Source organism: Aeribacillus sp. FSL M8-0235, assembly GCF_038000355.1.
GTDB lineage: Bacteria > Bacillota > Bacilli > Bacillales > Aeribacillaceae > Aeribacillus > Aeribacillus composti.
In genome coordinates, this window is record NZ_JBBOBW010000001.1 from 2,429,276 (window position 1) to 2,453,631 (window position 24,356).

Genomic DNA, 24,356 nt, shown 5'->3' on the forward strand with positions numbered 1-24,356 from the left:
TTACTGGTAAAATTATCTGTATAAAACCCATTTTTTCCAATTATTAAAAAGTTATACAAAAAAAGAATCGGGATTACCCGATTCTTTTTTTCTTTCCTAATTTGTTATTGTTTCATAAATAAGGACAGGCTTTTTTGTTTTGTTTTTCGAAATTTTAATGCTGTAGTATAAAGTTTGTTTCACCTTTTCAATATCTTGTTGATTGCTGTAAATTGTAACGAATGTTTCTCCCTTTTTTACGTAATCGCCTATTTTTTTATGGAGGATGAGGCCGACTGCCAAATCAATTGCAGCATCTTTCGTCGCTCTTCCGGCACCAAGCCACATGGCGGCAGTCCCGACTGCATCAGCTGCAATTTCGTTTACATAGCCTTCTTCTTTCGCCTTTAATTCGAATGTATACGAAGAATGCGGCAATTTTGATGGATCGTCCACAATTGAGGCATCTCCCCCTTGGGCAGAGACAAATGTTTTAAAAGTCTCTAAAGCTTTTCCTGAAGCAATGGATTGCTCGAGCAGTTTACGCGCTTTTTCTAAACTGTCTGCTTTTTCCGCCATATACACCATATAGCTGCCAAGCGTTAAACATAGTTCAGTTAAATCTTCAGGACCTTCACCTTTTAATGTATCAATCGCTTCTTGGACTTCAAGAGCGTTTCCGATGGCAAACCCTAACGGCTGACTCATATCGGAGATCACGGCAATCGTTTTTTTGCCGACGTTTTCCCCTATTTTCACCATCGCTTTTGCCAGTTTTTTTGATTCTTCTATATTTTTCATAAAAGCGCCCGATCCGGTTTTAACATCTAAAACAATGGCATCCGCTCCGGCAGCGATTTTTTTGCTCATGATGGAGCTGGCAATAAGAGGAATACTGTTAACCGTCGCTGTCACATCTCTTAATGCGTACAGTTTTTTATCAGCGGGAGTTAAATTCCCCGTTTGTCCAACGACTGCAATTTTATTTTGATTGACTAAACGGACAAACTGTTGATTGTCTATTTCAACATGAAACCCCGGGATCGATTCTAGTTTATCAATCGTTCCGCCGGTATGGCCAAGACCTCTTCCGCTCATCTTGGCAACAGGAACACCAGCAGAAGCCACAAGCGGCGCAAGCACCAACGTAGTTTTATCGCCAACTCCTCCGGTCGAATGCTTATCCACTTTTATTCCTTTAATTTCACTAAGATCGATCTTTTCTCCAGAATCAACCATCGCCATTGTGAGCTCCGCCATTTCCTCTTCCGTCATCCCTCTAAAAAAAACGGCCATGGCGAAAGCGCTCATTTGATAGTCCGGAATCTCCCCGGCCGTATATCCTTCAATGATATAACGGATTTCTTTTTTTGTGAGCGCTTTCCCATCCCGCTTCTTCTCTATTAAATCGACCATTCGCATGCAAATCACCTTTTTCTACATTTTGGCTACGATGGATTTTACTAGCGCTATAAAATCAGCCCGAACCATTTCCGCCGTTTTCATGACTTCTTCATGCGTCAAAGGCTGTTTTAAAATACCAGCCGCCATGTTCGTAATACATGAAATGCCAAGCACTTTCATTTTGACTTGATTCGCCACAATTACTTCTGGAACTGTTGACATGCCAACTGCGTCTCCCCCGATCGCTCTTAACATCCGTATTTCAGCCGGCGTTTCATAGGACGGTCCAGTATTGGCAACATAAACCCCCTCTTTTATTTCGATGCCAAGCTCTTTCGCTGCTTCTTTTGCCAGCTGGATTAGTCTGCTATCGTACGCTTCCGACATATCGGGAAAACGGTCGCCAAGCTCAGGGCTATGTTCGCCAATTAAAGGGTTTTGTCCCATGTTGTTAATATGATCGGTAATCAGCATTAAATCACCTGGTTGATATGACTGATTGATCCCTCCGGCTGCATTTGTCACAATTAAGGAATGAATACCCAGCGCCTTCATGACTCGCACAGGAAATGTCACTTGCTTTACACTATACCCTTCGTAAAAATGGAATCTGCCTTGCATGATCGCTACTGTTTTTCCATTTAGCTCCCCAATTACGAATTGGCCTTTATGCCCTTCAACAGTGGAAACCGGAAAATAAGGAATGTCGCTGTATGGAATGGTTACAGCATCCTCCACTTCTTCAGCGAGAACTCCTAAACCTGATCCTAGAACGAGACCGATCTCTGGAGTTTGTTTGCATTTATCTTTTAAAAATTGAGAAGCCTTTTCAACTTCTTCCACAATTGACATTGATCAATCCCCCTGCTTCAATTCTGTTAAAAAGCTTGTTCCGTAATTTGGCATTTGCACGCCGAAATTTTCTGCAATGGTTGCTCCTACATCTGCAAATGTTTCTCTGATTGGCAGTTCTTTTCCTTTTGTATAGGTTGAATTATAAACTAACAGCGGAACATATTCTCTAGTATGATCCGTACCGTGGTGAAGAGGGTCGTTTCCATGGTCTGCTGTGATGATGAGCAGGTCTTCTTCCTTCATTTTTTCGAACACTTCAGGAAGACGAGCATCGAATTCCTCAAGCGCTTGTCCATACCCTTCAGGATCTCTTCTATGGCCGAATTTTGCATCAAAATCGACAAGGTTCAAAAAGGAAAGACCTGTAAAATCCCGGTCGAATGTTTGGATCAATTTGTCCATTCCATCCATATTCGACTTTGTCCGGATTGCATCTGTAATGCCTTCGCCGTCATAAATATCGGAAATTTTCCCAAGGGCAATTACATCAAATCCTCCGTCCTTCAACTCGTTCATAACTGTTCGGCCGAAAGGCTTTAAAGCATAGTCATGCCGGTTGGCAGTCCGTTCAAAATTCCCCGGCTCCCCGACAAACGGACGAGCTATAACGCGCCCAACCATGTACTTTTCATCCAAAGTCAGTTCGCGGGCAATTTGACAAATTTGATATAATTCGTTCAGAGGAATGACTTTTTCATGTGCAGCAATCTGTAAAACAGAGTCTGCCGACGTATAGACAATGATGGCTCCTGTTTTCATATGTTCTTTTCCAAGCTCTTCTATAATTGCCGTACCGCTTGCCGGCTTATTGCCAAGCACTTTTCGCCCGGTTCTTTTTTCAAGCTCCTCTATCAGTTCTTCTGGGAAGCCGTCTGGAAATACTTGAAAAGGAGAATCGATTTTTAACCCCATCAGCTCCCAATGACCAGTCATCGTATCTTTTCCTGCTGAAGCTTCTTTCATTTTTGTATAGAAGGCGAGCGGCTTGTCTGTCTTTGGAACACCTTTTATTTCACGTATATTCCCCAATCCGAGCTTCGCTAAATTCGGCAAATGCAAACCGCCGAGATGTTCAGCGATATGGCCAAGCGTGTCAGCACCTTTGTCGTTATAAAGCTCTGCATCCGGTGCTTCGCCGATTCCAACTGAATCCATTACAATTAAAAAGACGCGTTTATATGTATGCTGCATGTTAAATTCCTCCTGCCATTTGAAAGCGGTGATGATTATATTTTTTCCTAATGCTTGCCGAAACAGACGAGCAACTTGATTTTTAGCATGACGATGGCATTAAGCACGGGGGTGGTACATTTTATATACATCTTTTAAACGTGTTTTTGTCACATGAGTATAAATTTGCGTGGTTGAAATATCAGCATGACCTAGCATTTCTTGCACCGCTCTTAGATCAGCGCCGTTTTCAAGCAGATGGGTGGCAAAGGAATGTCGCAATGTATGAGGAGTCAATTCTTTTTGTATTCCTGCTTTAACCGCAATCGATTTTAAATTTTTCCAAAATCCTTGGCGGGAAATTCTTTTTCCATGATGGTTTAAAAATAAGGCATCCGTTTTATGCTTCTGTCTTACAAGCTTTGGCCGGCCCTTTTCCAAATATTCCTCCAGCGCTTTTGTTGCTTTTTCTCCAATCGGAACGAGCCGTTCTTTTTTCCCTTTACCGTAGCATCGGATAAATCCCATGATCAAATGGACGTCTGAAAGATTCAAATGAACCATTTCACTCACCCGAATACCTGTCGCATATAAAAGTTCAAGCATTGCTTTATCTCTATATCCAATCGGTGAGGTCAGCTCAGGCGTTTCAAGAAGCCGCTCCACTTCCTCAAGAGACAGCACTTTCGGAAGCTTCCGTTCAATCTGCGGTGTTTCAATATGGACGGACGGGTCTTCATCCGCAGCTTTTTCCCTTAACAAAAATTGATGGAAAGCGCGGATTGAGGCGATATGCCGGGCGATTGTCTTGCTGGATTTCCCTTGATCTTTCAAAAAATGCAAATATTGCAAAATATGATAGCGTTGAATATTTTGCACTTCTTGAATATTCAGTTTTTCGTTCAAAAATTGCTTGTACGATTTCAAGTCTCGCTCATATGAAACGATCGTATTGTTCGCAAGTCCTCTCTCAACGGTCAAATAATGAATAAAATCTTGGATATGATCGTTCAATCTTCTCTACTCCCCGTTTAAATAAAAGAATATTAAGCGATTCAGCCAATTATCGTTCTGTTCTTCCACAACGCTTGTCACCTTTACGGCAGATCCTTCAGGCTCGTCATAGCGATGGTAATCTTGATATTCCAAGTTAACCCATATAATAGCATAGTAGAACAAAATCGTAAATCCTGTAAACAAGATAAAAATTTTAAGCATATTCTTTACGGTTTTCGTCCATTTTTCCATGTTCGTCCTCCACAAGGCCATATTTTCTTATATTTAAAGATATGACCGTCTGGACAATCTTTATACGTATATAATATAAAAAAACCTTTCCCCTCGCGGAAAAGGCTTTATTCTTTCTTGTTATCTTCTTTTTCTTTTTCCTGACAGCGGTGGCATATGCCGTGAAAAGTTAGACGATGATCTTTAATTTTAAACTTCCAATCTCGTTCGACAATTTTTTCAACATCTTCTAATAAATCTTCCTGAATCTCATCAACGGAACCGCATTCCATACATACGAGATGATGGTGAAAATGAGCGGCTCCTTCCCTGCGCAAATCATATCTGGAAACCCCGTCTCCAAAGTTTATTTTATCAACAATTTTCAGCTCAGTTAACAATTCCAGCGTTCTGTACACTGTTGCGAGCCCGATCTCAGGCGATTTTTCCTTAACGAGGAGGTAAACATCTTCGGCACTTAAATGATCCTCTTCATGTTCAAGCAAAACACGAACGGTTGCTTCCCTTTGCGGGGTTAATTTATAGCTTGAAGAATGCAACTGCTTTTTTATACGCTCTATGCGGTTTTCCATGACACTTTCCCTCCCTCGCCGCATTCCTCATATATTATAACAAAATAAAAGAAAGTGTCCAACTGAAATAATTTTAAATTAAAAAATAAAATTTATATTAAATAATAATTATTATTTATAAATAAAATCAATCGTCCCTCTCATCAGGATCGGGGAAACATATGCTTCTAACATTGCAGCGAGCAATATAACGGCGATCAAGCAAGAAAATGTGACTGCATAGCCTGCAAACATTCGAAACGGCTGATCGTGGAACTTTTTTACAAAAAGCTGTCTAATGAGCTTGAAGGAAAAAGAAATTGCCGATGCGCTCATAATAAGAAACACAGGTATCAGCAGCAAATTTTGCGGCAAAACGGAAACGAATGACAGCAAAAATCCGCCCCATTTCATTTGATTTACTAAAAATCCGACTGTAAATCCAACGACCATTCCTTTTAAAAATAACATGATAAAAATAATCGGCAGACCAATGATCGAAATGCCTAGAAGCCACATAAGCCCTACATATTTTGTATTGTGGAAAAAACTTTGCTTGAACATTTCAAACGAGCTGGCAAGTTTTCCGTCCGATACTTGTCCAAAAAACAGGTTTAAATAATAATACAGATCTTCTTTTTGCGTAATGCTCATGCTGTTTACGATGATTGCGCCAAAAATTACTCCCATTATGAACAATATAAGCACAAATAAATAGACGGTTGATTGATCTTTCAATTGTTTTAGTAAAAAACGCTGAATATTCTGCATATCCTATCCTCTCCTGTCTTTCTTTACTAGATTGTATGAGAGAACGGATGGTACATATTCGTATTTTTACTAGAAAAAAAGAAAAGGCGCGAAAATTTACGCACCTTCCACTTTTCCGTATTTTCCTCCTCCCCCTGATTGCACATAAAGGGTGCCTTCTCTTGCCGAGATGATGGAAGCGGCGATTTTTTCCGGAACCACTTCGACAAGATCGGCGTACGGAACTTTGTGTAAAATATTCATTTCCGTTCCAAAATAATGCTTTAATTTTTTTAATGTTTTAGGGCCAATGCCAGGCAGAAAAGCTAGCGGGACTTGATGAATATAAGGGGGCCTTTTCTCCACATGATTTGTTTTATCCCCCAGTTCTTCAACCCGCTGTTTTACACCTTTTGTAATTTTTACTCCTCCGCATATTTGACAGCATCCCTCATCTGTCAAGCCTACTGTTTTTTGGCACGCTTCACAAAACGTTTCGTAATACTTTCCAAGTTTCGGGTTTAATCCGTAATTCGCCTCAATTTTTCTGTCGTTTTCTTTTTTGATCGCCATCACCAATTCCTGAAACGTCGGCGCTTTTAACAACAACTTCTGATATTCCCGCCCGATTTTTGGCAATGAATGGGCGTCTGAGTTCGTTAAAAATGGATAGGAAGCTAGTTCACGAATACGGCTTGCCATGTTAGTATCGCTGCTCAAACCGAGCTCGACCGCATCGATGAGTGTTTGATCAAAAACTTCTGTCAAGCTTCGCTGAACCCCTTTTCCGTACAAGCTTTTAAAAGGAGTAAAAATATGCGCCGGAATGAACAATCCGCCCAAGCTCTTCACTTTATGCTGAAGTCTTTTCCCTTCAACATATACCCGTTGAGAGCTTAAATGAATATTTTTTAAATGGGAGCTGAGCCAATGGGAAAATTCCTTCATCTTTTCTAAAGTCGGCATAAAGCATAGAACATGAATCGGCCCATTGCAATGTTCATCAAATATTTCAAGCTCCGTACCTAAAATAAGTGTCGAATTTTGATAGCGGACTCCCCCTTCCATTAATTCCTCATACTTTCCTCTTCTGATGCCATCTTCAATTTCCTTGATTACTTCGGGAACATGGCAATCAATGATGCCAATTATATCCATACCTTTGCTCTCAACTGCTTCAATAAAAATATTTTCAAGCGTCAGCGACTTGGCCCCCGTAATCTTTACCGGTTTTCCTGTATTTGTTCTGCCGATATGAATGTGCAAATCTGCGAAAAAAGCGTTCATATCTCCTCACTCAATTGTTTTAATGTTAAATATTGAACTGCATAAGCTGTTTTTGCATCGTAAATTTCTTTTTCTTCTATCAATTTTCTCGCTTCCTCAAGGGTTACTTCCAGCACCTCGACAAACTCGTCTTCATCCAAACTCGCTTTATTTTCCAGCTTTATCAATCCTTCAGCTAAATAAAGATGAACGAGTTCATCAGCAAAGCCCGGTGAAGTATAAAACGAAATGACATGTTTTAATGATTCACATCCATAGCCCGTTTCTTCTTCCAACTCTCTTCTTGCTGTGATTTCAGGTGACTCCCCTTTTTCAAGCTTGCCGGCAGGAATTTCCACAAGCTGACGTTCTAAAGCTTTGCGATATTGTCTCACCATGACAATTTTCCCTTCATTTGTAATAGGGATCACGGCAACTGCACCCGGATGCTTCACGACTTCACGTTTCGCATTTTCCCCGTTTGGGAGACGGACATCTTCCACATATACATCAATAATCTTCCCTGAAAAAATTTTTTCCTTCGCAATCGTTTCCTCGTTTAAACGGTTCATATATTCAACTCCTGTTCTATTATCCAATCATTCTTCATACATTCTACCATAATTAAAAAGGAGGCGGAGCGATTGCTCATGTATCGGAATTATAACCGGGTCGTGATGATCGGAAAGCCGAAGGAAATTGCTTACAGCTTAAAGGAAGCCGCAAAACGATATAAAACAGTCTATGAATGGCTTCATCATGAATATGAAACATTTGCTTTTTCAAAAAGTTTATACTACTTTCAAATTAGAAGAGAAAAAGAGAGGTGATCTTTTTGAAAAAGCGCAGATTAGGAACATCCGAGCTGTATGTGAGCGAAATCGGTCTTGGATGCATGTCGCTTGGCCGTGACGAAAAGCATGCGCGTTCGCTGATTGACCAAGCTCTTGAATTGGGGATTAATTTTTTTGATACAGCAGATCTTTATGATCAAGGCCTGAATGAAGAATTTGTCGGAAGGGCTCTTAAATCGCGTCGAAACGATATCATTTTAGCAACAAAAGTAGGAAATCGGTTTGAAGTTGGCAAAGACGGATGGTGGTGGGATCCATCCAAGAAATACATAAAGGAAGAAGTGAAAGAAAGCCTCAGACGGCTGGGTACAGATTATATCGACTTATATCAGCTTCACGGAGGAACAATCGACGACCCGATCGATGAAACGATTGAAGCGTTCGAAGAGTTAAAGCAGGAAGGCGTCATCCGCTACTACGGCATTTCTTCGATTCGGCCGAACGTTATGAAAGAATGGTTGAAACGCTCCAATATCGTTTCAATCATGATGCAATACAGCCTTCTTGACCGGCGCCCAGAAGAATGGTTTCCTTTGATTCAGGAGCATAACGTTTCTGTTATTGCCAGAGGGCCGTTGGCTCAAGGCCTCTTGACAGAGCGCCCGCTTGAAAAAGCCTCTGAGCGCGTCAAGAACAATGGATATTTAGACTACACGTTCGATGAACTAAAAGAAGCTTTGCACAGCATCGATTCAGCATGCCCGGATCGCACTCGGACGGAAACAGCCGTAAAATATGTTCTTCATCAGCGTGTTGTAGCCTCCTGCATTGCCGGAGCGAGCAAGCAAGAGCAGCTGCTTGAAAATGTCCAAGCAGCGAAAGCAAAAGATCTGCTGGAAGAAGAGTACGAAGCGCTTATAAACGCAACAAAACAGTCTCTTTATACAATCCATCGCGATTAAAACAGGCGGGGACGATCCCCGCTTATTTATTTTCGGATTCACATGACTGTTGAAAATTCAATTTAGCTATCCAGTTGATGTTCCTGCCGAAACGGATGGGATTCGCATGTTCGTGTTGCAAATCTCAATGGCTAAACGATTGTTCATAGCACATAAACCGGATTTACAACTATATGTATCGGTTCATTGAACAGCGCCGCCCATTCCTATCTTGAAAAATTTTTGGACTAATATATTTTGAAATCCGTTTAAGCTTGAATATTTTCTAATGAGGGGATCAAAGCAAATTTTGCAGTGCTTTTCCATATAAATGAAGGGGAACACAGTCTTCGCTAATATAATAAAATATCGCTAAACCGTTTTCTAACGAAAGAATAGTCCATGCTATTTCATCCGCAGATAGAGCAGAATCGTTATTCTCTTTCGACTTCAATTTTTCAATCGCCTTGGAAATTTGTTGTACCGCTTCCGTTATCATGTCAGACCATTTTCGGCGTACCGATTCTTCACGCATCGCATAAAGAAAAAATTCCATGCTAAGCATGCTCCACGTTCGATTTTTCTGCCTAACTGACAGGAAATATTCATCCATCGTTTCGATAAAATGTGAAAGCGAATGCTGTCCGTCTATGACTTGAAGAATGTTGTCCACATGCAATTGCATTTGTTGCTCCAAAATGGCTAAAAAGAGCTCTTCTTTGGAACGAAAATGGGCATATACCGCCCCTTTGCTAAATCCAGCATGTTCTGCAATTTTATCAACAGAAGCGCCGTGAAAGCCGAATCGAGCAAAGATTTCAACAGCTGACTCTAAAAGTAATTGCCGCGTTTCTTTTTTTCGCTCCTCTTGGGTTAATCTTCGTCTGACCATTTTGCTATCCTCCCTCTCTCTTGACAATCATACCATATAGCATTAACATACCAAATAGTATATAAATTCTAATCAGTATACAAATTATAATTTCTCATTATGCTGGACGCAACTATCAACAATGTCCTCCTAGATTTATAGATCATGAGTGAAAAAGGAAGAGGGGAAGAATGCGAAAAGAAGAAAGCCTTACAACACAGAAACCAACTTTGCCCCAAATTTTGGCTGAAACTTGTAAAATTGGAATTATTCAATCAAATCTCGTTCCGATGTTGGCTGGATTGACATTGGCATTGTATACGTATCAGATCAGCCTGTTTGAGAAATTGCCGGAAATGTTATTTGCTTTGATTGGATCGATTTTCGTAATGGGCGCAGCTGGAGCTTTTAACAACTTATATGACCGAGATATAGATTCTATCATGGAAAGGACGAAAAACAGACCGACTGTGACAGGAGCAATAAAGCCTAAAACAGTATTATGGCTTGGAATCTGTATGTCTATTTTAGGAATTGCAGCTCTTGCATTTACAACTCCTCTAGCAGCATTCCTAGGGTTTCTAGGTTTGTTTTTTTATGTTGTCCCATATACGATGTGGAGCAAGAGAAGAACAATTTATAATACGGAAATTGGCAGTATTTCTGGAGCAATGCCCCCTCTCATCGGATGGGCTGCTGTTCATCCGGACGTGACACATCCAGCCATTCTTGGTCTGTTTGTGATTTCAATTATTTGGCAAATGCCTCATTTTTATGCTATAGCTATTCGCAAGCACGATGAGTATAAGGCTGCGAAGGTCCCTATGCTCCCAGTTGTCAAAGGTGTTAAAAGAGCATATATACAAACGAATATTTATTTAATTATTTTAATTGCAGCAAGCTTTCTTTTTGGGCCTTTAAGCCTCGGTCTTATGCTAGTAGCCCTTCTTTTAAGCGTTCTGTGGCTTATGTTAAGCATTTTCGGCTATAAAAAGATGGATTCAGAGAAATGGGCAAAATCAATGTTTCTTTATTCTCTGTTTCATATGACAATCTTATTTTCAACTGTCATTATCTATTCTCTTGTGGGAATTCTTTTTCATTTATAAAAGAAAGTGTTTCTAAACAAATTCATGGCGGCATAATAAATGTTGGGAATTAAGGGGCTGTCCGATGAGTTCCTAAAATGAAGGATCGGGGAAAAATACTACTGTGAAGGACAAAAATAATCGAATAAAATTTGTAAATGTCCTTCATAGAGGCAATGAAGTCCAACAAGAAGCAATTGTATATGCTGAATGTCCGTCATACAACTTTTGAAGAACCTAATGAAGAAAAGTCCTTCATAAGACTTCTGGAGGATATAAACAAGACAGGAAAAATGGTCTATCCGATAAGTCCCTAAAATGAAGGGGCTCCAAAAAGTCAGTGAACCCTGACTTTTTGGACAGCCTCCTTTCCAGCTTTTTATTTAAAATCTTCCCATTTCAAGTCGCTTTCTGCGAGCAATTCAGCAAAGCTTTTCTGTTTTTCCCGCTTTTGTTCCTCTTTTCTTTTACGCTCCAATTCCAGTTTTTTTAATTTCTCCTTTTCTTCTTCAATTTGCTTCTTCATATCTATAAGCTTTTTCGCTTTTTCTTCGCCGATCTGATCTTTGAGATTCCATGCATCTTTCATGTTTTTTCCCTTCCTTTGACCAATGCATGCTCTTTTTTATCCTAATACATCGTGAATATTCTGCATGTTTTTTTCCATCCATGCAATTGCTTCATCGATCGTGGCAAACTCTTCCGCTTCAAACGTCATTTCATCTTGAATCAGCCACACATCCTTTTTTTCATATCCCATTCCTCCTACAGACCAATGCAGAAGGGTGTACGGATGATTGTCATGGAGAAAGGACACCCATGTTTTATTTAAAGCAATGTTCTTTAAAGAAGCTAGACGTTCCTTCAATTTTGTTCCCTCATTTCACAATGCAGCTCATTCTTGGATTGTAAATTTGCATTGGACTTTTGAGCATGAATATTTGTTTTTGCCCGTGATAATCGATTTGCAATTCATCATCTAAAAAAACAAGCTTTGATCGCTCCACGTACACCGGGACAAAATTTGTATCAATTTTCATATCATCCTCATCAAGATCTTTCACAAGCCAAAGAACAGTAACACCGCTCATGACACAGCCGCAGCCATCTGTATCATATTTCAGCTTTATATAGCGGTTTTCGTTCATTTCCAATATCTCTTTAAGTTTTGCTTTCGCTGCGTTTGTAAACGAAATGTTCATAGGCTAAAATCATCCTTTTTTAATTTTGCCTCCATTCTATCATATTTTAGCTCTCTCCGCTTATTGAAGCAGAATGAACATAACCGATTAACGTTTTTTAAACATTTATAGAGAAATATTGACAAACTATTAGCCGGGTTAGTTGAATAAAGCTGTTGTTTTTATTTGTGAGAAATCAGTGTTATTTTCACAAGCAAATGATGACACGTCTATTTTCTTCTAATCAATATCATTGCATTCCCTAATACTTTTTTGTTCAATAAAAGCTTTGGCAGTTTCATTACTTTAGCGAGTTTGTAGTTTTTCAATTCAGATACACCATGTTTCTTTAAGGAATTTAAGAGCTCTTTTTCATCCCCAAATATTTTTTCATCCATAAACAAATCTAAAAAGACAAATCCACCACCAGGTTTTAACACTCTTAATGCCTCTTTCATTACTTCTGTTTTATTTCTTTCATCTTTAACTTCATGAAATGTTAGACAACTTACAATTATATCGAATTCATCATTTTTAAAAGGCAGTTTTGTGGCACTTGCTTTCAGAAAATTTATTCGATCAGAAACCCCTTCAATTTCAGCGTTTCGTTGGCATTGATCTTTCGAATATTCCCAATCGTCGCCCCAATAATCAATTCCAGTTAATAGGGACTCAGGAAAAGCCTTTGCAAGTTTAATAATCAGTGAACCGCTGCCTGTTCCTATATCCAGTATTTTTCCTTGCCCATCCCAATTCACCTTGGCAACAATTAAGTCATGTATTTTTGACTGATAATTTCCCCCAAATGCTGCGAATTGGTAATAAGAATAAGAAAGGATAAATGTAATATAAATTAATGGTAACGCTATAATACCTGACAAAACTCGCAGATATAAATTAATAGGTAAGAATGTCAACAAAATGAATAAAAGTGAAAAAAGCAAAAAAATTAGTAGTTTATTCATTCGAATCCAAGTTTGATACCTAGCATTTGTTTTCAAGTTATCAGCCATCCTTAAATCATTAAACTGATTACCGTAGCAATTCGGTCATTGAATTGCTACGGCTCGTGTAGTTGACTAGCGAAAAGATACAGCATAAATTAAACTAATATTCATTTAATTTGGTGCTGTATCCTTTCCTTCAGTTTAAGTAAATTGTTTCACAATATCATGGTTTTATCAATCTTTATTATAAATAATCAAGTTTTGCTTTAAATGGTCGAACCTTTTTTTAACTCTACATTCGGATGGAAAATTTCAAAACTAATTTGCATTTTAAGCCATTTTGACTATTCAGGTTGTAAAATATATAGTGGAAATAGGTGTCGTGTTCTGAGCGGTTCTGTGAGGAGTTTTAACGACGAATGGGTTTGAGGAACTTCTCTGAACGATTTTTATTTTAGGAGGACCTGAATCCGTGACAAAACATCTTTACAATGGTCGCAAACCGTTGATACGATAAGGGAAAACGACGTTGACGATTCTTCATCAAGTAGGTGATGTGATGAAAGATTTCCCGATTCGGTTTGTATTGACAGATGAAGCGATTACCCCAAGTGCTGGGCTTGCTCTCGTTGGCTACTTACTCCATCGAACGAAACTGGATAAACGGGTAAACGCACTTCGGCTTCCAACGGTTCGTCGAGAAGTGCACATTTCCCATAGCGATGTCATTCGCTCGATGATTGGCTTGCTTGCCACAGGAAAAACGGATTTCGATCATATCGAAGCGTATCGTCAGGACGATATCTTTTCGGCATCGATGGGGATTCAGCACGTGCCTTCCTCTCCAACCTTGCGACAACGACTCGATCAGCTCGCTTGTCTTCCGATGACCGAAACGATTCTTTGGGAGGAGTCCATACGTCTGTTGATTCAACGACATGCCACTTTGTCCCCTTGTTGGACCAAAGGAAAGACGACATGGCTTCCCCTTGATATAGATGGTTCCCCATTTGACAACTCCGATACGAAAAAAGAAGGAGTCAGTCGAACGTATAAAGGATTTGACGGTTTTACACCGTTGTTTGCGTATGCAGGGAAGGAAGGGTATCTCGTTCATGCCGAGTTGCGTCCAGGGAAACAACATGTGCAAGACAACATGCCCTCGTTTTTAGTCACCGCTATCCGTCGAGCTCGTCAACTGACTTCATCTCGTCTGCTTGTTCGCATGGATGCAGGAAACGATGCAGAAGCGAATGGGCACGTATGCCTAAAGGAAGACGTGGACTTTGTCATCAAGCGAAACTTACGCCGAGAATCGAAAGCGCTTTGGTTCCAGATCGCTTCGCAAAAGGGCAAACGTGTCGATGATGGACAAAGCGAAGGAGTACAAACCTATGAGCTATGCCTTCCACAGAAGGCAGCGATCGATGGAAACACGTATACGTACGTTCAAGTCACCCAAGTGACGGAACGGACGATGGAACGCAATGGACAGCTGATGCTCGTTCCTGATTATGAAGTGGAAAGCTATTGGGTGCGGCTCAAAGGATACGAGCATGTTCGAATGAGCGATGTGCTCGCGTTGTATCATGACCATGCGACATGCGAACAGTTTCATAGCGAACTGAAGAGCGACTTAGATTTAGAGCGGCTTCCATCTGGGAAGATGAAAACGAATGCGCTCGTGTTGGTCATGGGAGCCTTCGTTTACAATCTTCTTCGTCTGATTGGACAAGATCTATTAAGCGATCCGAGACATCCGTTGCACCACAAAGTGAAACGCCGCCGCATCAAGACGATTATTCAGACGGTGATCACGATGGCAGGGCGACTCGTCCGTCGATCACGACAGATCTGGATGAAACTGACGCGAAGGAGTGGCTATAGCGAGCCCCTACTGAACGTCTATCAGAAATGGAGAGAGGCAAGATAACGAACGAATGTTCGAGCACTGATGTCCAACGTCACTCCCTGTGCTTTTTTGTCTATTTTTTTGGTTCGTATACCTAAAAAAGAGATTTGTTCCATTTTCGGAAATAGAGATGACATAGGTCATAAGCATAAAAAGGGTTTTATGGATTATCAATCCATCAAAATTACAACAAAATCAAAGTCGATTTCAATTCATCACGGATTCAGGGAGGAAATAACATGGAAGTTTTTGCAAAATATTTAGCAGGTATTGATAACCCCGACCACCGCGACCGAACAGAGGAAATTTTGGCGTGGGTTGCTAATAAATTTCCAAATTTAGAACCGCAAATCAAGTGGAATACGCCAATGTTTACCGATCACGGCACATTTATTATCGGCTTTTCCACAGCTAAGCATCATTTGAGCGTTTCACCCGAAGAAAAGACAATGATGCATTTTGCCGATGAAATCGCCCAAGCTGGCTACAGCGCTACCAAAGGCTTGTTTCGAATTCCGTGGAATGAGCCGGTAAATTACGAATTGCTTGAGAAAATGATTGAATTTAATATTCAGGATAAAGCAGACTGTTCAACTTTTTGGCGGAAATAGAATAGGATAGCCCTTAGAAAAGCCTGTGAGGGCTTCTGAGAGGCTTTAAGAAGTTGATAGCTACAAAAACACTTTTTCATGCCCCAACACTCTTGTTGTGGACGCCCTGACACAGCTAATGTAAAAGTTTGGGGTGCGTCCTTTTTTAATAAGTGTAAATTATTACAGGAGCTAAGAAATATGTTCGGACAGGAAGAATCAGCTGCAAAACTGTTTCATCTTCGGGAACACGAATTAAAAACGGCCTCATCGCCCCTGTAAAGCTGATGCGAATTTCTGATCCTTCCACAGCTTTTAATGCATCTATCATATAGTCCTTCCTCTTCCATCTCGAGCTTGAAAGAGTACTATGACTTCTGCTGACTTCTGACTATTCAGCTATCTATCAATAGATAGGTTACCAAGGTTACTTGGCGTGCCAGCCAGACCTCCCCGGGTAAGAGTGTAATCTTTCCTTCCATCCATCTGCTTCATTTACTCTGTATCACCTTCGGCAGAAAGGGCTTTGTTTTGTTGTGCAAACTCACCCAGTGATACCTAGCCTCATATGAAGTTCGTGTTCCGAGAGACCTTAAAGTTTGCCGCTCGCTTCCTTCAGATTCCGCGTCACCACGGACACCCTTGCGTTAAGCTAACTGCTACTTCTGCCTTCGCAGCTCGGGACTTTCACCCTATAGATTACACCCATGCCGGGCGCACACACAAAAAGGGGCTGTCCGAAAAGTCGATTGAATCGACCTTGGGCTCAGCCCTTTTTTCTGTTTTTAGGGTACAAAAAAATCGTCCTTTTTTATAGAATGAAATTGACCAAAAAACATTCTACAGAAAGGACGATTTCTTATGAATAATCAAATGACTATTCAAGAAAATTATAACACGCAATTAGAAATGACTCTAGAGGGTATTCAAAAAATAGAGGTTCAAAAGAATAAGAAACGCAAAAAACTAGTTTTCCAACCTTATTGCAATCGTCAAGTCATGAGCATTTTAGATATCGAAATGTATATTCCTGAAAATCATGTCGCCCGTTTAGTGGATGAAATGGTGGAATCGATTCCGGATGAAGTGTTGTATACTCATTATGTTGGTGGGGGTCGTGCACCCTATCACCCTAAAATGTTATTGAAAGTGATTTTATATGCGTACACTCAAAATGTTTATTCAAGTCGGAAAATAGCGCAAATGGTGAAAGAAAATCTTCCGATGATGTGGTTGGCGGGATTGCAAACCCCTGACCATCGCACAATAAATGATTTTCGTAGTGTTCGTATGTCAAACATGATGGATTCTGTATTTGAACAATTTGTCCTTCAACTAGTAGAACAAGGACTTATCGACCTCGACCATATTTTTGTGGATGGTACGAAAATAGAAGCGAATGCCAACAAATATACGTTTGTATGGCGAAAATCCGTAGAAAAATATGATCAGAAACTACGAGCCAAAATTCAATCGTTTCTACAAGAAGCGCACCAAATCGCCTTGGAGGAATTAAAAGAAGAACAATTAGAAGAAGAATTAGAAAAATCATCGGCACAACTTTCTGAGAGAATAGAAGCTTTGGAAAAAGATTATAAACAGGAAGAAGACAAAGAAAGAAAAAAAGAACTTCGCTCTAAAAAATCCCAACTCACCAAACAACTGAAAACGATTCAAACGGATTATCTTCCACGATTACGAAAATACAAAGTACAAAAACAGATTCTAGGTGAACGAAATAGCTACTCGAAAACCGACCATGAGGCCACTTTTATGCGAATGAAAGAGGACCATATGAAAAACGGCCAACTCAAGGCGGGTTATAATGTTCAACTCGCCACACAACATCAATTTATCGTGGGATTTGAAATTTATCAAAATCCAGGAGATACTCGCTGTTTCCAACCATTTATGGAAAAGTTATTGGAATCGATGCCGAAGGAAAAGAAACTCAAGTATGTCATTGCCGATGCAGGATATGCGAGTGAAGAAAACTATTTATATGCGATTGGCGAAGAAAAAGAACCTCGTTTTGAATTATTAGCCCCATACCAAACCTATTTGAAGGAACAAAGTAAAAAGTTTAAAAAGGATTTATCAAAAGTACAAAACTGGAAATACATCGAAGAAGACGATTGCTTTATCTGTCCGAACAATCGGAAAGTCGTATTCAAGTATTATCAAAAAAGAAAAAATGCATCTGGATACATACAAGATTTGAAAGTGTACGAGTGTGAAGATTGTACGGATTGCCCGTTGAAGAATGGGTGTACGAAAGCCAAAGGAAATCGTCGAGTATATTGGAACACGATTTATGAAGAAATGAAAGCGAAAGCCAAAGCAGCTCTTGGTGACGAACAAAAGGCAGCTCTTTATGCGAAGCGTAAAGTGGATGTCGAAAGTGTGTTCGGTAACATCAAGGGCAATTTGCGTTTCACTCGATTTCTGTTACGGGGGCTTCATAAAGTCCGAACAGAATTCGGGATTGTGGCAATGGCCCACAACATACTGAAATGGGCCGCAAATTCCCAAACCAATTTCAAAAATAAGGAAACAGAGCGAATGGAAAAACTCATTGTTTTCTCCATTCGCTCTGTTTTTATGGACTTTTTAGACAAGCCCTTTTAATTATCGTCATTTTCTAAGCGTTGTAAATCTGCATTTTCCTGACCTTACGCTACCCCTATTAAGTTTGTATTTCTAATGCTGTTTTCTTAGTATTGCTCAATTTCAATAATATCTCCTAATTTTAAAACATGTTTTTTAGTCAAGTAATCAACAATTCGTAATTCTCTTTTTAGCTGATCGATATAATGAATATTGCCGACAAGCTTCTTTATTTCACCTTTTTGATAATAGGTGAATTGTAGAGTAATGTTCTCTTCCATAGCCTCACAGATAACTTCATTAAATTCTTCATATTTTTGTTCATCTAAAACCGGTTTTTCGACTTTATCTAAACTTTCATTGTATTTCCTTAGTAATTTCACATGCTCGGGCAGCATCATAGCTGTCCATTTTATGCTTCCACGATCCTGAATCATTGTTTATCCCATCCTTTGCTTTCTTTTCTTCATATTCGTTACGCATAATGCCCGCCGATCAGCTTGTTGCGGTGAAGACTCGTTCCTGCCTTCGTATACGAAACAGCGCGCAGCAGTGCATTGGAGCCGTGCTTGTTCCGAATCGCATCCATTACATATCCTAAACGATGCTCTTTTATGCGGTTCGGCCTAAACAAATCAAGCTGCATGCCGCTGTCTTTTTCCACGTTGGAAAGAGAGATGGAAATTTTTCTGACTGTCTTCCCCTCATAAAAACGATCAAACAGCAAAAGGCAGGCTCGATAAAGATCCATCGTAATATTTGTTGAGACATCCATCGTTTTGGAACGGTAAAATCCTCCTCCGCCTTCCTTTTGGCTGTAGCCGATTCCAAGGCTGATTGTTCTCCCCGCCATCCGGTGTTCCCTCGCTCTTTTTGCCACTTCCTCGCACATTTCTAAGATGACGCATTTCACCTCTTCGGGGTCCGGATAGTCGCGAAGCAATATTTGATTTTTTCCAAAACTGATTTGCCCCAGCATAATCGGAGAGCCTATGTCGGAAAGATCTATTCCCCATGCGTGGTAATAAAGCTGATTCCCCATGACGCCGAACTTCTTTTCAAGGAGCTCTAACGGATAATTTGCGAGCTGACCAACTGTAAAAATTCCCATTCGATTTAACGTTTTTTCAAGTCTTGTCCCAATCCCCCACATCTTACGCAACGGCTTGATGCTCCACAGCTTCGTTTTGACATCATCATACGTCCATTCCGCTATACCTTTCTTTTTCGCCTCCAAATCTAGACAAAGCTTCGCCATCAATATGTTTGGACCGATCCCAACCGCGCATGGGAGAGAAAATTCATTTCGTAAATCTTCCACAATTTTTTCGGCCAGACTATGCGCATCCCCCCAAAGTCTTTCTGTTCCATCCGCAGTAATAAAACATTCATCTACGCTGTAAACATGAATGTTTTCTTTCGGAACATAGCGGTTCAGCAGCCGAGTAATTTCAGCAGAAATCCGTAAATACGTCGCCATTTTCGGAGTGATGAGGCGGATGCGGGGGTCGTTTGGAATTTGAAATAAGCGGGATCCGGTTTGAATTCCGAAATCTTCCTTCAGTTTTGGTGAAGCGGCCAATACAATGCTTCCTGTCCGCTCTTTGTCCCCAACGATAGCAATGTGGGCTGTTAAAGGATCAAGCCCAAGTATGACCGCCGCACAGCTCGCATAAAAGCTTTTCATATCGATGCATAATATATGCCGGTTTGGAAACGATTCATAATTCATTCCATCATCCCCTCATGAGAATGTATGTTCGGTTTTATTTTATTTTTATTGTATGGGAATATACGTTCGGTTTCAATGGGAATTTGCGCCATTTTTCGCGGTACAAAAGGAGCATAACAACGAAGTACGGCATCGAAAAACAGATATTAAGCTTGGAAAGCTTATTCAAAATACAGCCGCGTTTTTTAGAAGATTTAAGTTGGAGACAAATCGGTGAAAGAGCTGAATTTTTTATCAAAATAAAAAGACGCTTGACGCGCCTTTTCAGAAGTGAGAGCGGAGATTTTAGCGAAAAGTCCGCCTTCAGCTTTCTGTTCATTTCCTGCATCATGCTCCCGGTCATTTTTGCCGAAACAAATTTCCGGCAACTTTTTCAAATAGGGAGGGCATGAGACGATAAACAAGCCCGCCAAGCTCCATCCAAACAGGCATATTAATTTCCCGTTTATTTGTCAGCATCACGCTCACGATTTTTTGTGCAACAGCTTCCGGATTAAGCATCCAGCGTTGGACGTTTTTCACATAATCCCCTGACGTATCGGCAAGATTGAAAAAATCCGTTTCAATTGGACCCGGATTGACAGATGTTACAAAAATCCCGCGGTCCGCCACTTCCATCCGCAAGCTGTTCGTAAAGCCTAAAACAGCATGTTTTGTAGCAGAATAGATGCTTGATTTCGGAGTAGCTATTTTGCCAGCCTGAGAGGCGACATTAATAATATGCCCTTCCCGTTGGGCCAGCATCATCGGAAGAACCAGCTTTGTCGCAGCAATTAATCCGAACACATTTACTTTAAACATTTGCTGCATCTCTTCGAATGTTGCTTCCTCTGCATTTCGAAAAATACCAAAACCAGCATTATTGACTAAAACATCCACTCGGTCAAAATTCTCTGTGATGTCCGTAAATACTTCGGAAACTGCGTCAAGGTCACTGACATCCAGTTCGTAATATGTACAAGAAATAGAGTGAGAGGCTTGAAGCTCATCCGAAAGTTTCTTGAGACGATCCTTCCTCCTAGCCAGCAAAACTAAATGTCCACCGCTTTCTGCAACGATCCTTGCGATTTTTTCCCCGATCCCGCTCGATGCCCCCGTAATAACTACCAATCGATCTTTAAGCCGCGAATTCATTTATTTGTCACCTCTTCGTTGCGCGGAAAAAAGTAAAACGCCATTTTCTATTCTTTTGTTAATTTTTCCATATTGTTCTAAATAATCAAGCTGAGCAACAGTTTCTGATATAGCAAATAAAAGCTCTTGTTGATAAGCAGCCGGAAAAAGAAGCTTGCAAAGAGCAAACACCGTCATTTCCTGTTTTTCTAAATGCTTTAATACGGTGAGCGCGCGTTCATGCTGTTTGTCTAAACGGTTCCGAATCAACAGGTGAGGATCGAAAAATTCATCTTTATGACCCGGAAAGACAACAGAAATCGGAATATGCAAAAGCTTTTTCAAAGATTCATTATATTGCAGCTGAGGTTTTGGACGCTCTTTTCCTTCATACGGCATTTCAAGAACAGGATTGGAGGAAATGGTTTTCAGCAAATGATCGCCGCCGATCATTCGGCAGTCTTCCTCATTGTACAAAACGATATGGCTTTGGGCATGTCCAGGAGTCTCAATGACTGTAAACCCAGGCATCCCGTCTATTTCATCTCCTTCTTGAATGGAGGAGGTCAGCGGATGATTGCGTGGATATAAGGAAAGATCAAGATGATCTAAGTGTGACTTAAACGACTCTGGGACGGCAAACTGCTTCAACAATTCTAAAAAAAATTCCTTTTGCCGATCAAAAAAACGCACATCATGAGAAAGCCAAGGAGCAAGCAAACGATGGCCCAAAACACGAAGATCGCCATCAAAAAAATCGAGCAAACCGATATGGTCAGGATGATGGTGGGTAAGAATGACTTGCTCAATATCCTCAGGCACAAGCCCTATTTCCTTCAGCTTATGTTCAAAAACTCTCCACGCTTCCTCCGTTTTCATCCCTGCATCCACTAATGTCAATGCGTCCCCTTTTACAACATACACGTTCACATCTTTAATCGGATAAGGTATAGGGATCGTTATTTTATAAATTGCATCTTTGCTGAACATTTTTGCAAACCGCCTTTAATTTTTTAATATAACTTATTTTACACATGATAAATCAATTTGTCATTTTATTCAAATAATTCATAAGTATACTTGACAAGCCGTAGGAACTGATAAAAAATTAATTCTACAACGCTTTTAGAATTTAAGGCAGGGAAACATTTCATCATACAAGCCTATCCAAAGCATGCGCTTCTGTTGCTTAACAGATGAATAGTAAAACGTTTTCTCGCTACCTTTCCAACTGAATCTCTTCTCTTTTAAACTAAGTTTATAGGGAAGAAGTTCAAAAGAAACATATAAAACAATCAGGAAGGAGTCTCTTTTTATGTACAAGTTTGGATTTATCGGAGCCGGATCTATGGCGGAAGCTATTATATCCGGATTGATCAACGGGAACAAGTGCCGGAGAGAAGAGATCGTTGTGACAAACCGTTCCAATGAAAAGCGGCTCGAGGAGCTGCAAAAAACATACGGCGTCACGATGACAAAAGATAAAAAGCATTTGTTTGACAACACAAAAACGATTTTTTTCGCGATGAAGCCGAAGGACGTTGACGAGGCAGTAAAAACAGTCCGCGAATACGCAACAGAAAACCATCTTGTTATTTCCATGCTCGCAGGCGTTTCAACGAAAGCAATTGAAACATTATTCAACAAACGTATTCCCGTCATTCGAGCAATGCCGAATACGTCCGCTACCATCAGACAATCAGCAACCGCCTTGGCACAAGGACAATATGCAACGGATGGTGACCTGTCAGCAGCTGTTGAACTGTTTCAATTGATCGGAACAGTTGAAATTGTTGAAGAAGACAAGCTCGATGCCGTCACAGGACTGGCAGGAAGCGGACCAGCCTATATTTATTACATAGTAGAAGCAATGGAAAAAGCAGCAGAAGAAATCGGGTTAGAAAAGTCCATGGCGCGCTCCCTCATTGTTCAAACACTTTATGGGGCAGCATTAATGTTAAAAACGTCTGACAAAGAGCCGTCTACTCTAAGAAAAGAAATAATGAGCCCAGGCGGCACAACTGAAGCCGGCTTAAGCGTCTTAAACGATCATCACGTAGATGAAGCTATTATAAGCTGTGTGAAACGGGCAGTCGAACGGTCAAAAGAATTAAACAGCGCTTTGGAGGAAAAACTGGTGAACGAACAATAATTTGAAATCGGACTCGGGTTCAGCGAGCAATACTGAACCCCTTTTTTATATTTACCAAGCAGATCATATGACAAAAATAATCATAATTGCTAAAATTTCAAAGGAAATATTTAGGGAGGCGAATAAAAGATGAAAGACCGATTATTATTTTCTCCATTTACGATTAAAGATGTCACATTGAAAAATCGAATTGTCATGTCGCCGATGTGCATGTACTCAGCCGCAAATAAAAAAGGATTTCTTGAAGATTTTCATTTCACACATTACATTTCAAGAGCGGTGGGACAGGTGGGCCTCATCATTCTTGAAGCAACAGCTGTTACGCCGGAAGGCAGAATTTCTGAATTGGACCTCGGTATATGGGAAGATGACCATATTATAAAATTGGCTGAACTTGTGCAGCAAATCAAATCATACGGAGCGAAAACAGGTATCCAGCTTGCTCATGCAGGAAGAAAGTCAAATGTGAGCGGAGACATATTCGCCCCATCTTCAATTCCTTTTGATCAAAACAGCCGTACACCGAAAGAACTGACAAAAGAACAAATAAAAGAAACGGTTGAAAAATTTCAATTAGGAGCAAAACGAGCTAAGGACGCAGGCTTTGATATCATCGAAATCCATGCTGCCCACGGTTATCTCATTAACGAATTTTTATCTCCGCTATCAAACAAGCGCAATGATGAGTACGGAGGAAGCTTAGAGAACCGCTACCGGTTTTTAAAAGAGGTTATCCAAGCCGTAAGGAAAGTGTGGGAAGGCCCGTTGTTTGTTCGTGTTTCCGCCAGTGACTATGTTGAAGGCGGATCGACGATAAATGATTACGTACAAATTGCTAAATGGCTGAAAGAGGATGGTGTCGATTTGATTGATGTCAGCTCAGGAGGGCTTGTCCCGGCAAATATAGATGTTTATCCCGGGTACCAAGTGCCATTTAGCGAAAAAATCAGACAGGAAGCAAACATCAAAACAGGGGCAGTCGGCTTAATTACTTCACCTTTGCAGGCGGAAGAGATTTTAAAAAACAACCGGGCGGATCTTATTTTTGTCGCCCGCGAATTATTGAGAAATCCATATTGGCCTTACCATGCAGCTAATGAACTAAACGCAAAAATTGAATCGCCGACACAATATGAACGCGGATGGCGCGTATAAAAGAAGAAGCTGTCTCAAAAAAGCCTTTTGAGGCAGCTTTTGTTTGCATA

General features: G+C 40.4%; 27 protein-coding genes and 1 pseudogene. 9 read left to right on the top strand and 19 right to left on the bottom strand.

Features of this window, described 5'->3' with window-relative positions:
• Positions 1–96: 96 nt before the first annotated feature.
• The 9 genes from NSQ71_RS11780 to NSQ71_RS11820 all read right to left on the bottom strand — a co-directional run bounded on the left by NSQ71_RS11780 (position 97) and on the right by NSQ71_RS11820 (position 7,795).
• The gene (locus NSQ71_RS11780; RefSeq protein ID WP_094246164.1) at positions 97–1,401 is read right to left on the bottom strand and encodes a pyrimidine-nucleoside phosphorylase; all 1,305 of its coding nucleotides are present in this window, start codon (positions 1,399–1,401) and stop codon (positions 97–99) included.
• Positions 1,402–1,416: 15 nt separating this feature from the next.
• Complete coding sequence (locus NSQ71_RS11785; protein WP_094246165.1) at positions 1,417–2,235, bottom strand: purine-nucleoside phosphorylase; 819 nt, start codon at positions 2,233–2,235, stop codon at positions 1,417–1,419.
• A gap of 3 nt (positions 2,236–2,238) precedes the next feature.
• Positions 2,239–3,429 carry a phosphopentomutase gene (deoB, locus tag NSQ71_RS11790; protein WP_144598189.1) on the bottom strand — a complete coding sequence of 397 codons (1,191 nt, stop codon included), beginning with the start codon at positions 3,427–3,429 and terminating at the stop codon, positions 2,239–2,241.
• Positions 3,430–3,528: 99 nt separating this feature from the next.
• Positions 3,529–4,422, bottom strand: coding sequence for a site-specific tyrosine recombinase XerD (gene xerD / locus NSQ71_RS11795; protein ID WP_063388336.1), 894 nt, complete (start codon positions 4,420–4,422; stop codon positions 3,529–3,531).
• A 6-nt stretch (positions 4,423–4,428) separates the two neighbouring features.
• Complete coding sequence (locus NSQ71_RS11800; RefSeq protein ID WP_063388337.1) at positions 4,429–4,656, bottom strand: YqzK family protein; 228 nt, start codon at positions 4,654–4,656, stop codon at positions 4,429–4,431.
• 107 nt (positions 4,657–4,763) lie between these two features.
• On the bottom strand, positions 4,764–5,228 hold the full coding sequence (fur, locus tag NSQ71_RS11805; protein WP_063388338.1) for a ferric iron uptake transcriptional regulator: 465 nt from the start codon (positions 5,226–5,228) through the stop codon (positions 4,764–4,766).
• A gap of 111 nt (positions 5,229–5,339) precedes the next feature.
• On the bottom strand, positions 5,340–5,978 hold the full coding sequence (spoIIM, locus tag NSQ71_RS11810; RefSeq protein ID WP_066247667.1) for a stage II sporulation protein M: 639 nt from the start codon (positions 5,976–5,978) through the stop codon (positions 5,340–5,342).
• A gap of 96 nt (positions 5,979–6,074) precedes the next feature.
• The gene (locus NSQ71_RS11815) at positions 6,075–7,244 is read right to left on the bottom strand and encodes a TIGR00375 family protein (protein ID WP_066247665.1); all 1,170 of its coding nucleotides are present in this window, start codon (positions 7,242–7,244) and stop codon (positions 6,075–6,077) included.
• Positions 7,241–7,795, bottom strand: a complete 555-nt coding sequence (locus tag NSQ71_RS11820; protein ID WP_063388341.1) for an NUDIX hydrolase — start codon at positions 7,793–7,795, stop codon at positions 7,241–7,243. The genes NSQ71_RS11815 and NSQ71_RS11820 overlap by 4 nt, the downstream gene beginning before the upstream one ends.
• A 78-nt stretch (positions 7,796–7,873) precedes the next feature.
• On the opposite strand from NSQ71_RS11820, the gene mciZ reads away from it, so the two are divergent.
• Genes mciZ through NSQ71_RS11835 form a run of 3 tightly spaced genes read left to right on the top strand, consistent with a single transcriptional unit; the run spans position 7,874 to position 9,169 of the window.
• Positions 7,874–8,053, top strand: a complete 180-nt coding sequence (gene mciZ, locus NSQ71_RS11825) for a Z-ring formation inhibitor MciZ (protein ID WP_145976098.1) — start codon at positions 7,874–7,876, stop codon at positions 8,051–8,053.
• Positions 8,054–8,058: 5 nt separating this feature from the next.
• Positions 8,059–8,979 carry an aldo/keto reductase gene (locus tag NSQ71_RS11830; protein ID WP_094246527.1) on the top strand — a complete coding sequence of 307 codons (921 nt, stop codon included), beginning with the start codon at positions 8,059–8,061 and terminating at the stop codon, positions 8,977–8,979.
• Positions 8,980–9,028: 49 nt separating this feature from the next.
• Entirely contained in the window at positions 9,029–9,169 is a 141-nt protein-coding gene (locus NSQ71_RS11835) for a hypothetical protein (protein ID WP_340733977.1), read from the top strand.
• A gap of 87 nt (positions 9,170–9,256) precedes the next feature.
• On the opposite strand, the gene NSQ71_RS11840 is transcribed toward NSQ71_RS11835, so the two are convergent.
• Positions 9,257–9,850 carry a TetR/AcrR family transcriptional regulator gene (locus tag NSQ71_RS11840; RefSeq protein WP_340733978.1) on the bottom strand — a complete coding sequence of 198 codons (594 nt, stop codon included), beginning with the start codon at positions 9,848–9,850 and terminating at the stop codon, positions 9,257–9,259.
• A 170-nt stretch (positions 9,851–10,020) separates the two neighbouring features.
• Here NSQ71_RS11840 and cyoE point away from each other — a divergent pair, with 170 nt between their 5' ends.
• Positions 10,021–10,938, top strand: a complete 918-nt coding sequence (gene cyoE, locus NSQ71_RS11845; RefSeq protein ID WP_340733979.1) for a heme o synthase — start codon at positions 10,021–10,023, stop codon at positions 10,936–10,938.
• A 358-nt stretch (positions 10,939–11,296) separates the two neighbouring features.
• Here cyoE and NSQ71_RS11850 read toward each other — a convergent pair whose 3' ends face one another.
• The 4 genes from NSQ71_RS11850 to NSQ71_RS11865 form a co-directional block, all read right to left on the bottom strand.
• A complete protein-coding gene (locus NSQ71_RS11850) occupies positions 11,297–11,506 on the bottom strand; it encodes a DUF3886 domain-containing protein (RefSeq protein WP_130157802.1) in 210 nt (69 codons plus the stop codon).
• 36 nt (positions 11,507–11,542) lie between these two features.
• Positions 11,543–11,785, bottom strand: a complete 243-nt coding sequence (locus NSQ71_RS11855) for a DUF2552 family protein (protein ID WP_063388346.1) — start codon at positions 11,783–11,785, stop codon at positions 11,543–11,545.
• Between the two features lie 10 nt (positions 11,786–11,795).
• Entirely contained in the window at positions 11,796–12,119 is a 324-nt protein-coding gene (locus tag NSQ71_RS11860; RefSeq protein ID WP_066247658.1) for an iron-sulfur cluster biosynthesis family protein, read from the bottom strand.
• A gap of 209 nt (positions 12,120–12,328) precedes the next feature.
• Positions 12,329–13,111, bottom strand: a complete 783-nt coding sequence (locus NSQ71_RS11865; protein WP_340733980.1) for a class I SAM-dependent methyltransferase — start codon at positions 13,109–13,111, stop codon at positions 12,329–12,331.
• 493 nt (positions 13,112–13,604) lie between these two features.
• Between NSQ71_RS11865 and NSQ71_RS11870 the strand changes: the two genes are divergently transcribed.
• Together NSQ71_RS11870 and NSQ71_RS11875 are read left to right on the top strand one after the other, a co-directional pair.
• Positions 13,605–14,978: an IS1380-like element ISGsp2 family transposase gene (locus NSQ71_RS11870; protein ID WP_327803572.1), complete on the top strand. Its 1,374-nt coding sequence runs from the start codon at positions 13,605–13,607 to the stop codon at positions 14,976–14,978.
• 218 nt (positions 14,979–15,196) lie between these two features.
• Complete coding sequence (locus NSQ71_RS11875; RefSeq protein ID WP_340733981.1) at positions 15,197–15,568, top strand: iron chaperone; 372 nt, start codon at positions 15,197–15,199, stop codon at positions 15,566–15,568.
• Between the two features lie 145 nt (positions 15,569–15,713).
• Here the strand turns inward: NSQ71_RS11875 and NSQ71_RS11880 are convergent.
• A pseudogene (locus NSQ71_RS11880) lies at positions 15,714–15,881 on the bottom strand (hypothetical protein); the annotation flags it as partial.
• A gap of 527 nt (positions 15,882–16,408) precedes the next feature.
• Between NSQ71_RS11880 and NSQ71_RS11885 the strand changes: the two are divergent.
• Positions 16,409–18,175, top strand: a complete 1,767-nt coding sequence (locus NSQ71_RS11885) for an IS1182 family transposase (RefSeq protein WP_340733982.1) — start codon at positions 16,409–16,411, stop codon at positions 18,173–18,175.
• Positions 18,176–18,261: 86 nt separating this feature from the next.
• On the opposite strand, the gene NSQ71_RS11890 is transcribed toward NSQ71_RS11885, so the two are convergent.
• The 4 genes from NSQ71_RS11890 to NSQ71_RS11905 all read right to left on the bottom strand — a co-directional run bounded on the left by NSQ71_RS11890 (position 18,262) and on the right by NSQ71_RS11905 (position 21,989).
• Positions 18,262–18,591 carry a YolD-like family protein gene (locus tag NSQ71_RS11890; protein WP_066247653.1) on the bottom strand — a complete coding sequence of 110 codons (330 nt, stop codon included), beginning with the start codon at positions 18,589–18,591 and terminating at the stop codon, positions 18,262–18,264.
• Between the two features lie 38 nt (positions 18,592–18,629).
• Complete coding sequence (locus NSQ71_RS11895; RefSeq protein ID WP_094246170.1) at positions 18,630–19,886, bottom strand: Y-family DNA polymerase; 1,257 nt, start codon at positions 19,884–19,886, stop codon at positions 18,630–18,632.
• A gap of 339 nt (positions 19,887–20,225) precedes the next feature.
• Complete coding sequence (locus NSQ71_RS11900) at positions 20,226–21,020, bottom strand: SDR family NAD(P)-dependent oxidoreductase (protein ID WP_063388354.1); 795 nt, start codon at positions 21,018–21,020, stop codon at positions 20,226–20,228.
• Complete coding sequence (locus NSQ71_RS11905) at positions 21,021–21,989, bottom strand: MBL fold metallo-hydrolase (RefSeq protein WP_340733983.1); 969 nt, start codon at positions 21,987–21,989, stop codon at positions 21,021–21,023.
• Between the two features lie 325 nt (positions 21,990–22,314).
• On the opposite strand from NSQ71_RS11905, the gene proC reads away from it, so the two are divergent.
• Both proC and namA read left to right on the top strand, forming a co-directional pair.
• On the top strand, positions 22,315–23,151 hold the full coding sequence (gene proC, locus NSQ71_RS11910; protein WP_094246174.1) for a pyrroline-5-carboxylate reductase: 837 nt from the start codon (positions 22,315–22,317) through the stop codon (positions 23,149–23,151).
• Positions 23,152–23,280: 129 nt separating this feature from the next.
• Positions 23,281–24,306 carry an NADPH dehydrogenase NamA gene (namA, locus tag NSQ71_RS11915; RefSeq protein ID WP_130157790.1) on the top strand — a complete coding sequence of 342 codons (1,026 nt, stop codon included), beginning with the start codon at positions 23,281–23,283 and terminating at the stop codon, positions 24,304–24,306.
• Positions 24,307–24,356: the final 50 nt, after the last annotated feature.

What these genes read in the sequence shown, in the direction of transcription:
- NSQ71_RS11780 (WP_094246164.1), bottom strand. Translation starts at nt 1,401, where the DNA reads ATGCGAATGGTCGATTTAATAGAGAAGAAGCGGGATGGGAAAGCGCTC.
- NSQ71_RS11785 (WP_094246165.1), bottom strand. Translation starts at nt 2,235, where the DNA reads ATGTCAATTGTGGAAGAAGTTGAAAAGGCTTCTCAATTTTTAAAAGAT.
- deoB (WP_144598189.1), bottom strand. Translation starts at nt 3,429, where the DNA reads ATGCAGCATACATATAAACGCGTCTTTTTAATTGTAATGGATTCAGTT.
- NSQ71_RS11800 (WP_063388337.1), bottom strand. Translation starts at nt 4,656, where the DNA reads ATGGAAAAATGGACGAAAACCGTAAAGAATATGCTTAAAATTTTTATC.
- fur (WP_063388338.1), bottom strand. Translation starts at nt 5,228, where the DNA reads ATGGAAAACCGCATAGAGCGTATAAAAAAGCAGTTGCATTCTTCAAGC.
- spoIIM (WP_066247667.1), bottom strand. Translation starts at nt 5,978, where the DNA reads ATGCAGAATATTCAGCGTTTTTTACTAAAACAATTGAAAGATCAATCA.
- NSQ71_RS11815 (WP_066247665.1), bottom strand. Translation starts at nt 7,244, where the DNA reads ATGAACGCTTTTTTCGCAGATTTGCACATTCATATCGGCAGAACAAAT.
- NSQ71_RS11820 (WP_063388341.1), bottom strand. Translation starts at nt 7,795, where the DNA reads ATGAACCGTTTAAACGAGGAAACGATTGCGAAGGAAAAAATTTTTTCA.
- mciZ (WP_145976098.1), top strand. Translation starts at nt 7,874, where the DNA reads ATGTATCGGAATTATAACCGGGTCGTGATGATCGGAAAGCCGAAGGAA.
- NSQ71_RS11840 (WP_340733978.1), bottom strand. Translation starts at nt 9,850, where the DNA reads ATGGTCAGACGAAGATTAACCCAAGAGGAGCGAAAAAAAGAAACGCGG.
- cyoE (WP_340733979.1), top strand. Translation starts at nt 10,021, where the DNA reads ATGCGAAAAGAAGAAAGCCTTACAACACAGAAACCAACTTTGCCCCAA.
- NSQ71_RS11850 (WP_130157802.1), bottom strand. Translation starts at nt 11,506, where the DNA reads ATGAAAGATGCATGGAATCTCAAAGATCAGATCGGCGAAGAAAAAGCG.
- NSQ71_RS11860 (WP_066247658.1), bottom strand. Translation starts at nt 12,119, where the DNA reads ATGAACATTTCGTTTACAAACGCAGCGAAAGCAAAACTTAAAGAGATA.
- NSQ71_RS11865 (WP_340733980.1), bottom strand. Translation starts at nt 13,111, where the DNA reads ATGGCTGATAACTTGAAAACAAATGCTAGGTATCAAACTTGGATTCGA.
- NSQ71_RS11870 (WP_327803572.1), top strand. Translation starts at nt 13,605, where the DNA reads ATGAAAGATTTCCCGATTCGGTTTGTATTGACAGATGAAGCGATTACC.
- NSQ71_RS11875 (WP_340733981.1), top strand. Translation starts at nt 15,197, where the DNA reads ATGGAAGTTTTTGCAAAATATTTAGCAGGTATTGATAACCCCGACCAC.
- NSQ71_RS11885 (WP_340733982.1), top strand. Translation starts at nt 16,409, where the DNA reads ATGAATAATCAAATGACTATTCAAGAAAATTATAACACGCAATTAGAA.
- NSQ71_RS11890 (WP_066247653.1), bottom strand. Translation starts at nt 18,591, where the DNA reads ATGATTCAGGATCGTGGAAGCATAAAATGGACAGCTATGATGCTGCCC.
- NSQ71_RS11895 (WP_094246170.1), bottom strand. Translation starts at nt 19,886, where the DNA reads ATGAATTATGAATCGTTTCCAAACCGGCATATATTATGCATCGATATG.
- NSQ71_RS11900 (WP_063388354.1), bottom strand. Translation starts at nt 21,020, where the DNA reads ATGAATTCGCGGCTTAAAGATCGATTGGTAGTTATTACGGGGGCATCG.
- NSQ71_RS11905 (WP_340733983.1), bottom strand. Translation starts at nt 21,989, where the DNA reads ATGTTCAGCAAAGATGCAATTTATAAAATAACGATCCCTATACCTTAT.
- proC (WP_094246174.1), top strand. Translation starts at nt 22,315, where the DNA reads ATGTACAAGTTTGGATTTATCGGAGCCGGATCTATGGCGGAAGCTATT.
- namA (WP_130157790.1), top strand. Translation starts at nt 23,281, where the DNA reads ATGAAAGACCGATTATTATTTTCTCCATTTACGATTAAAGATGTCACA.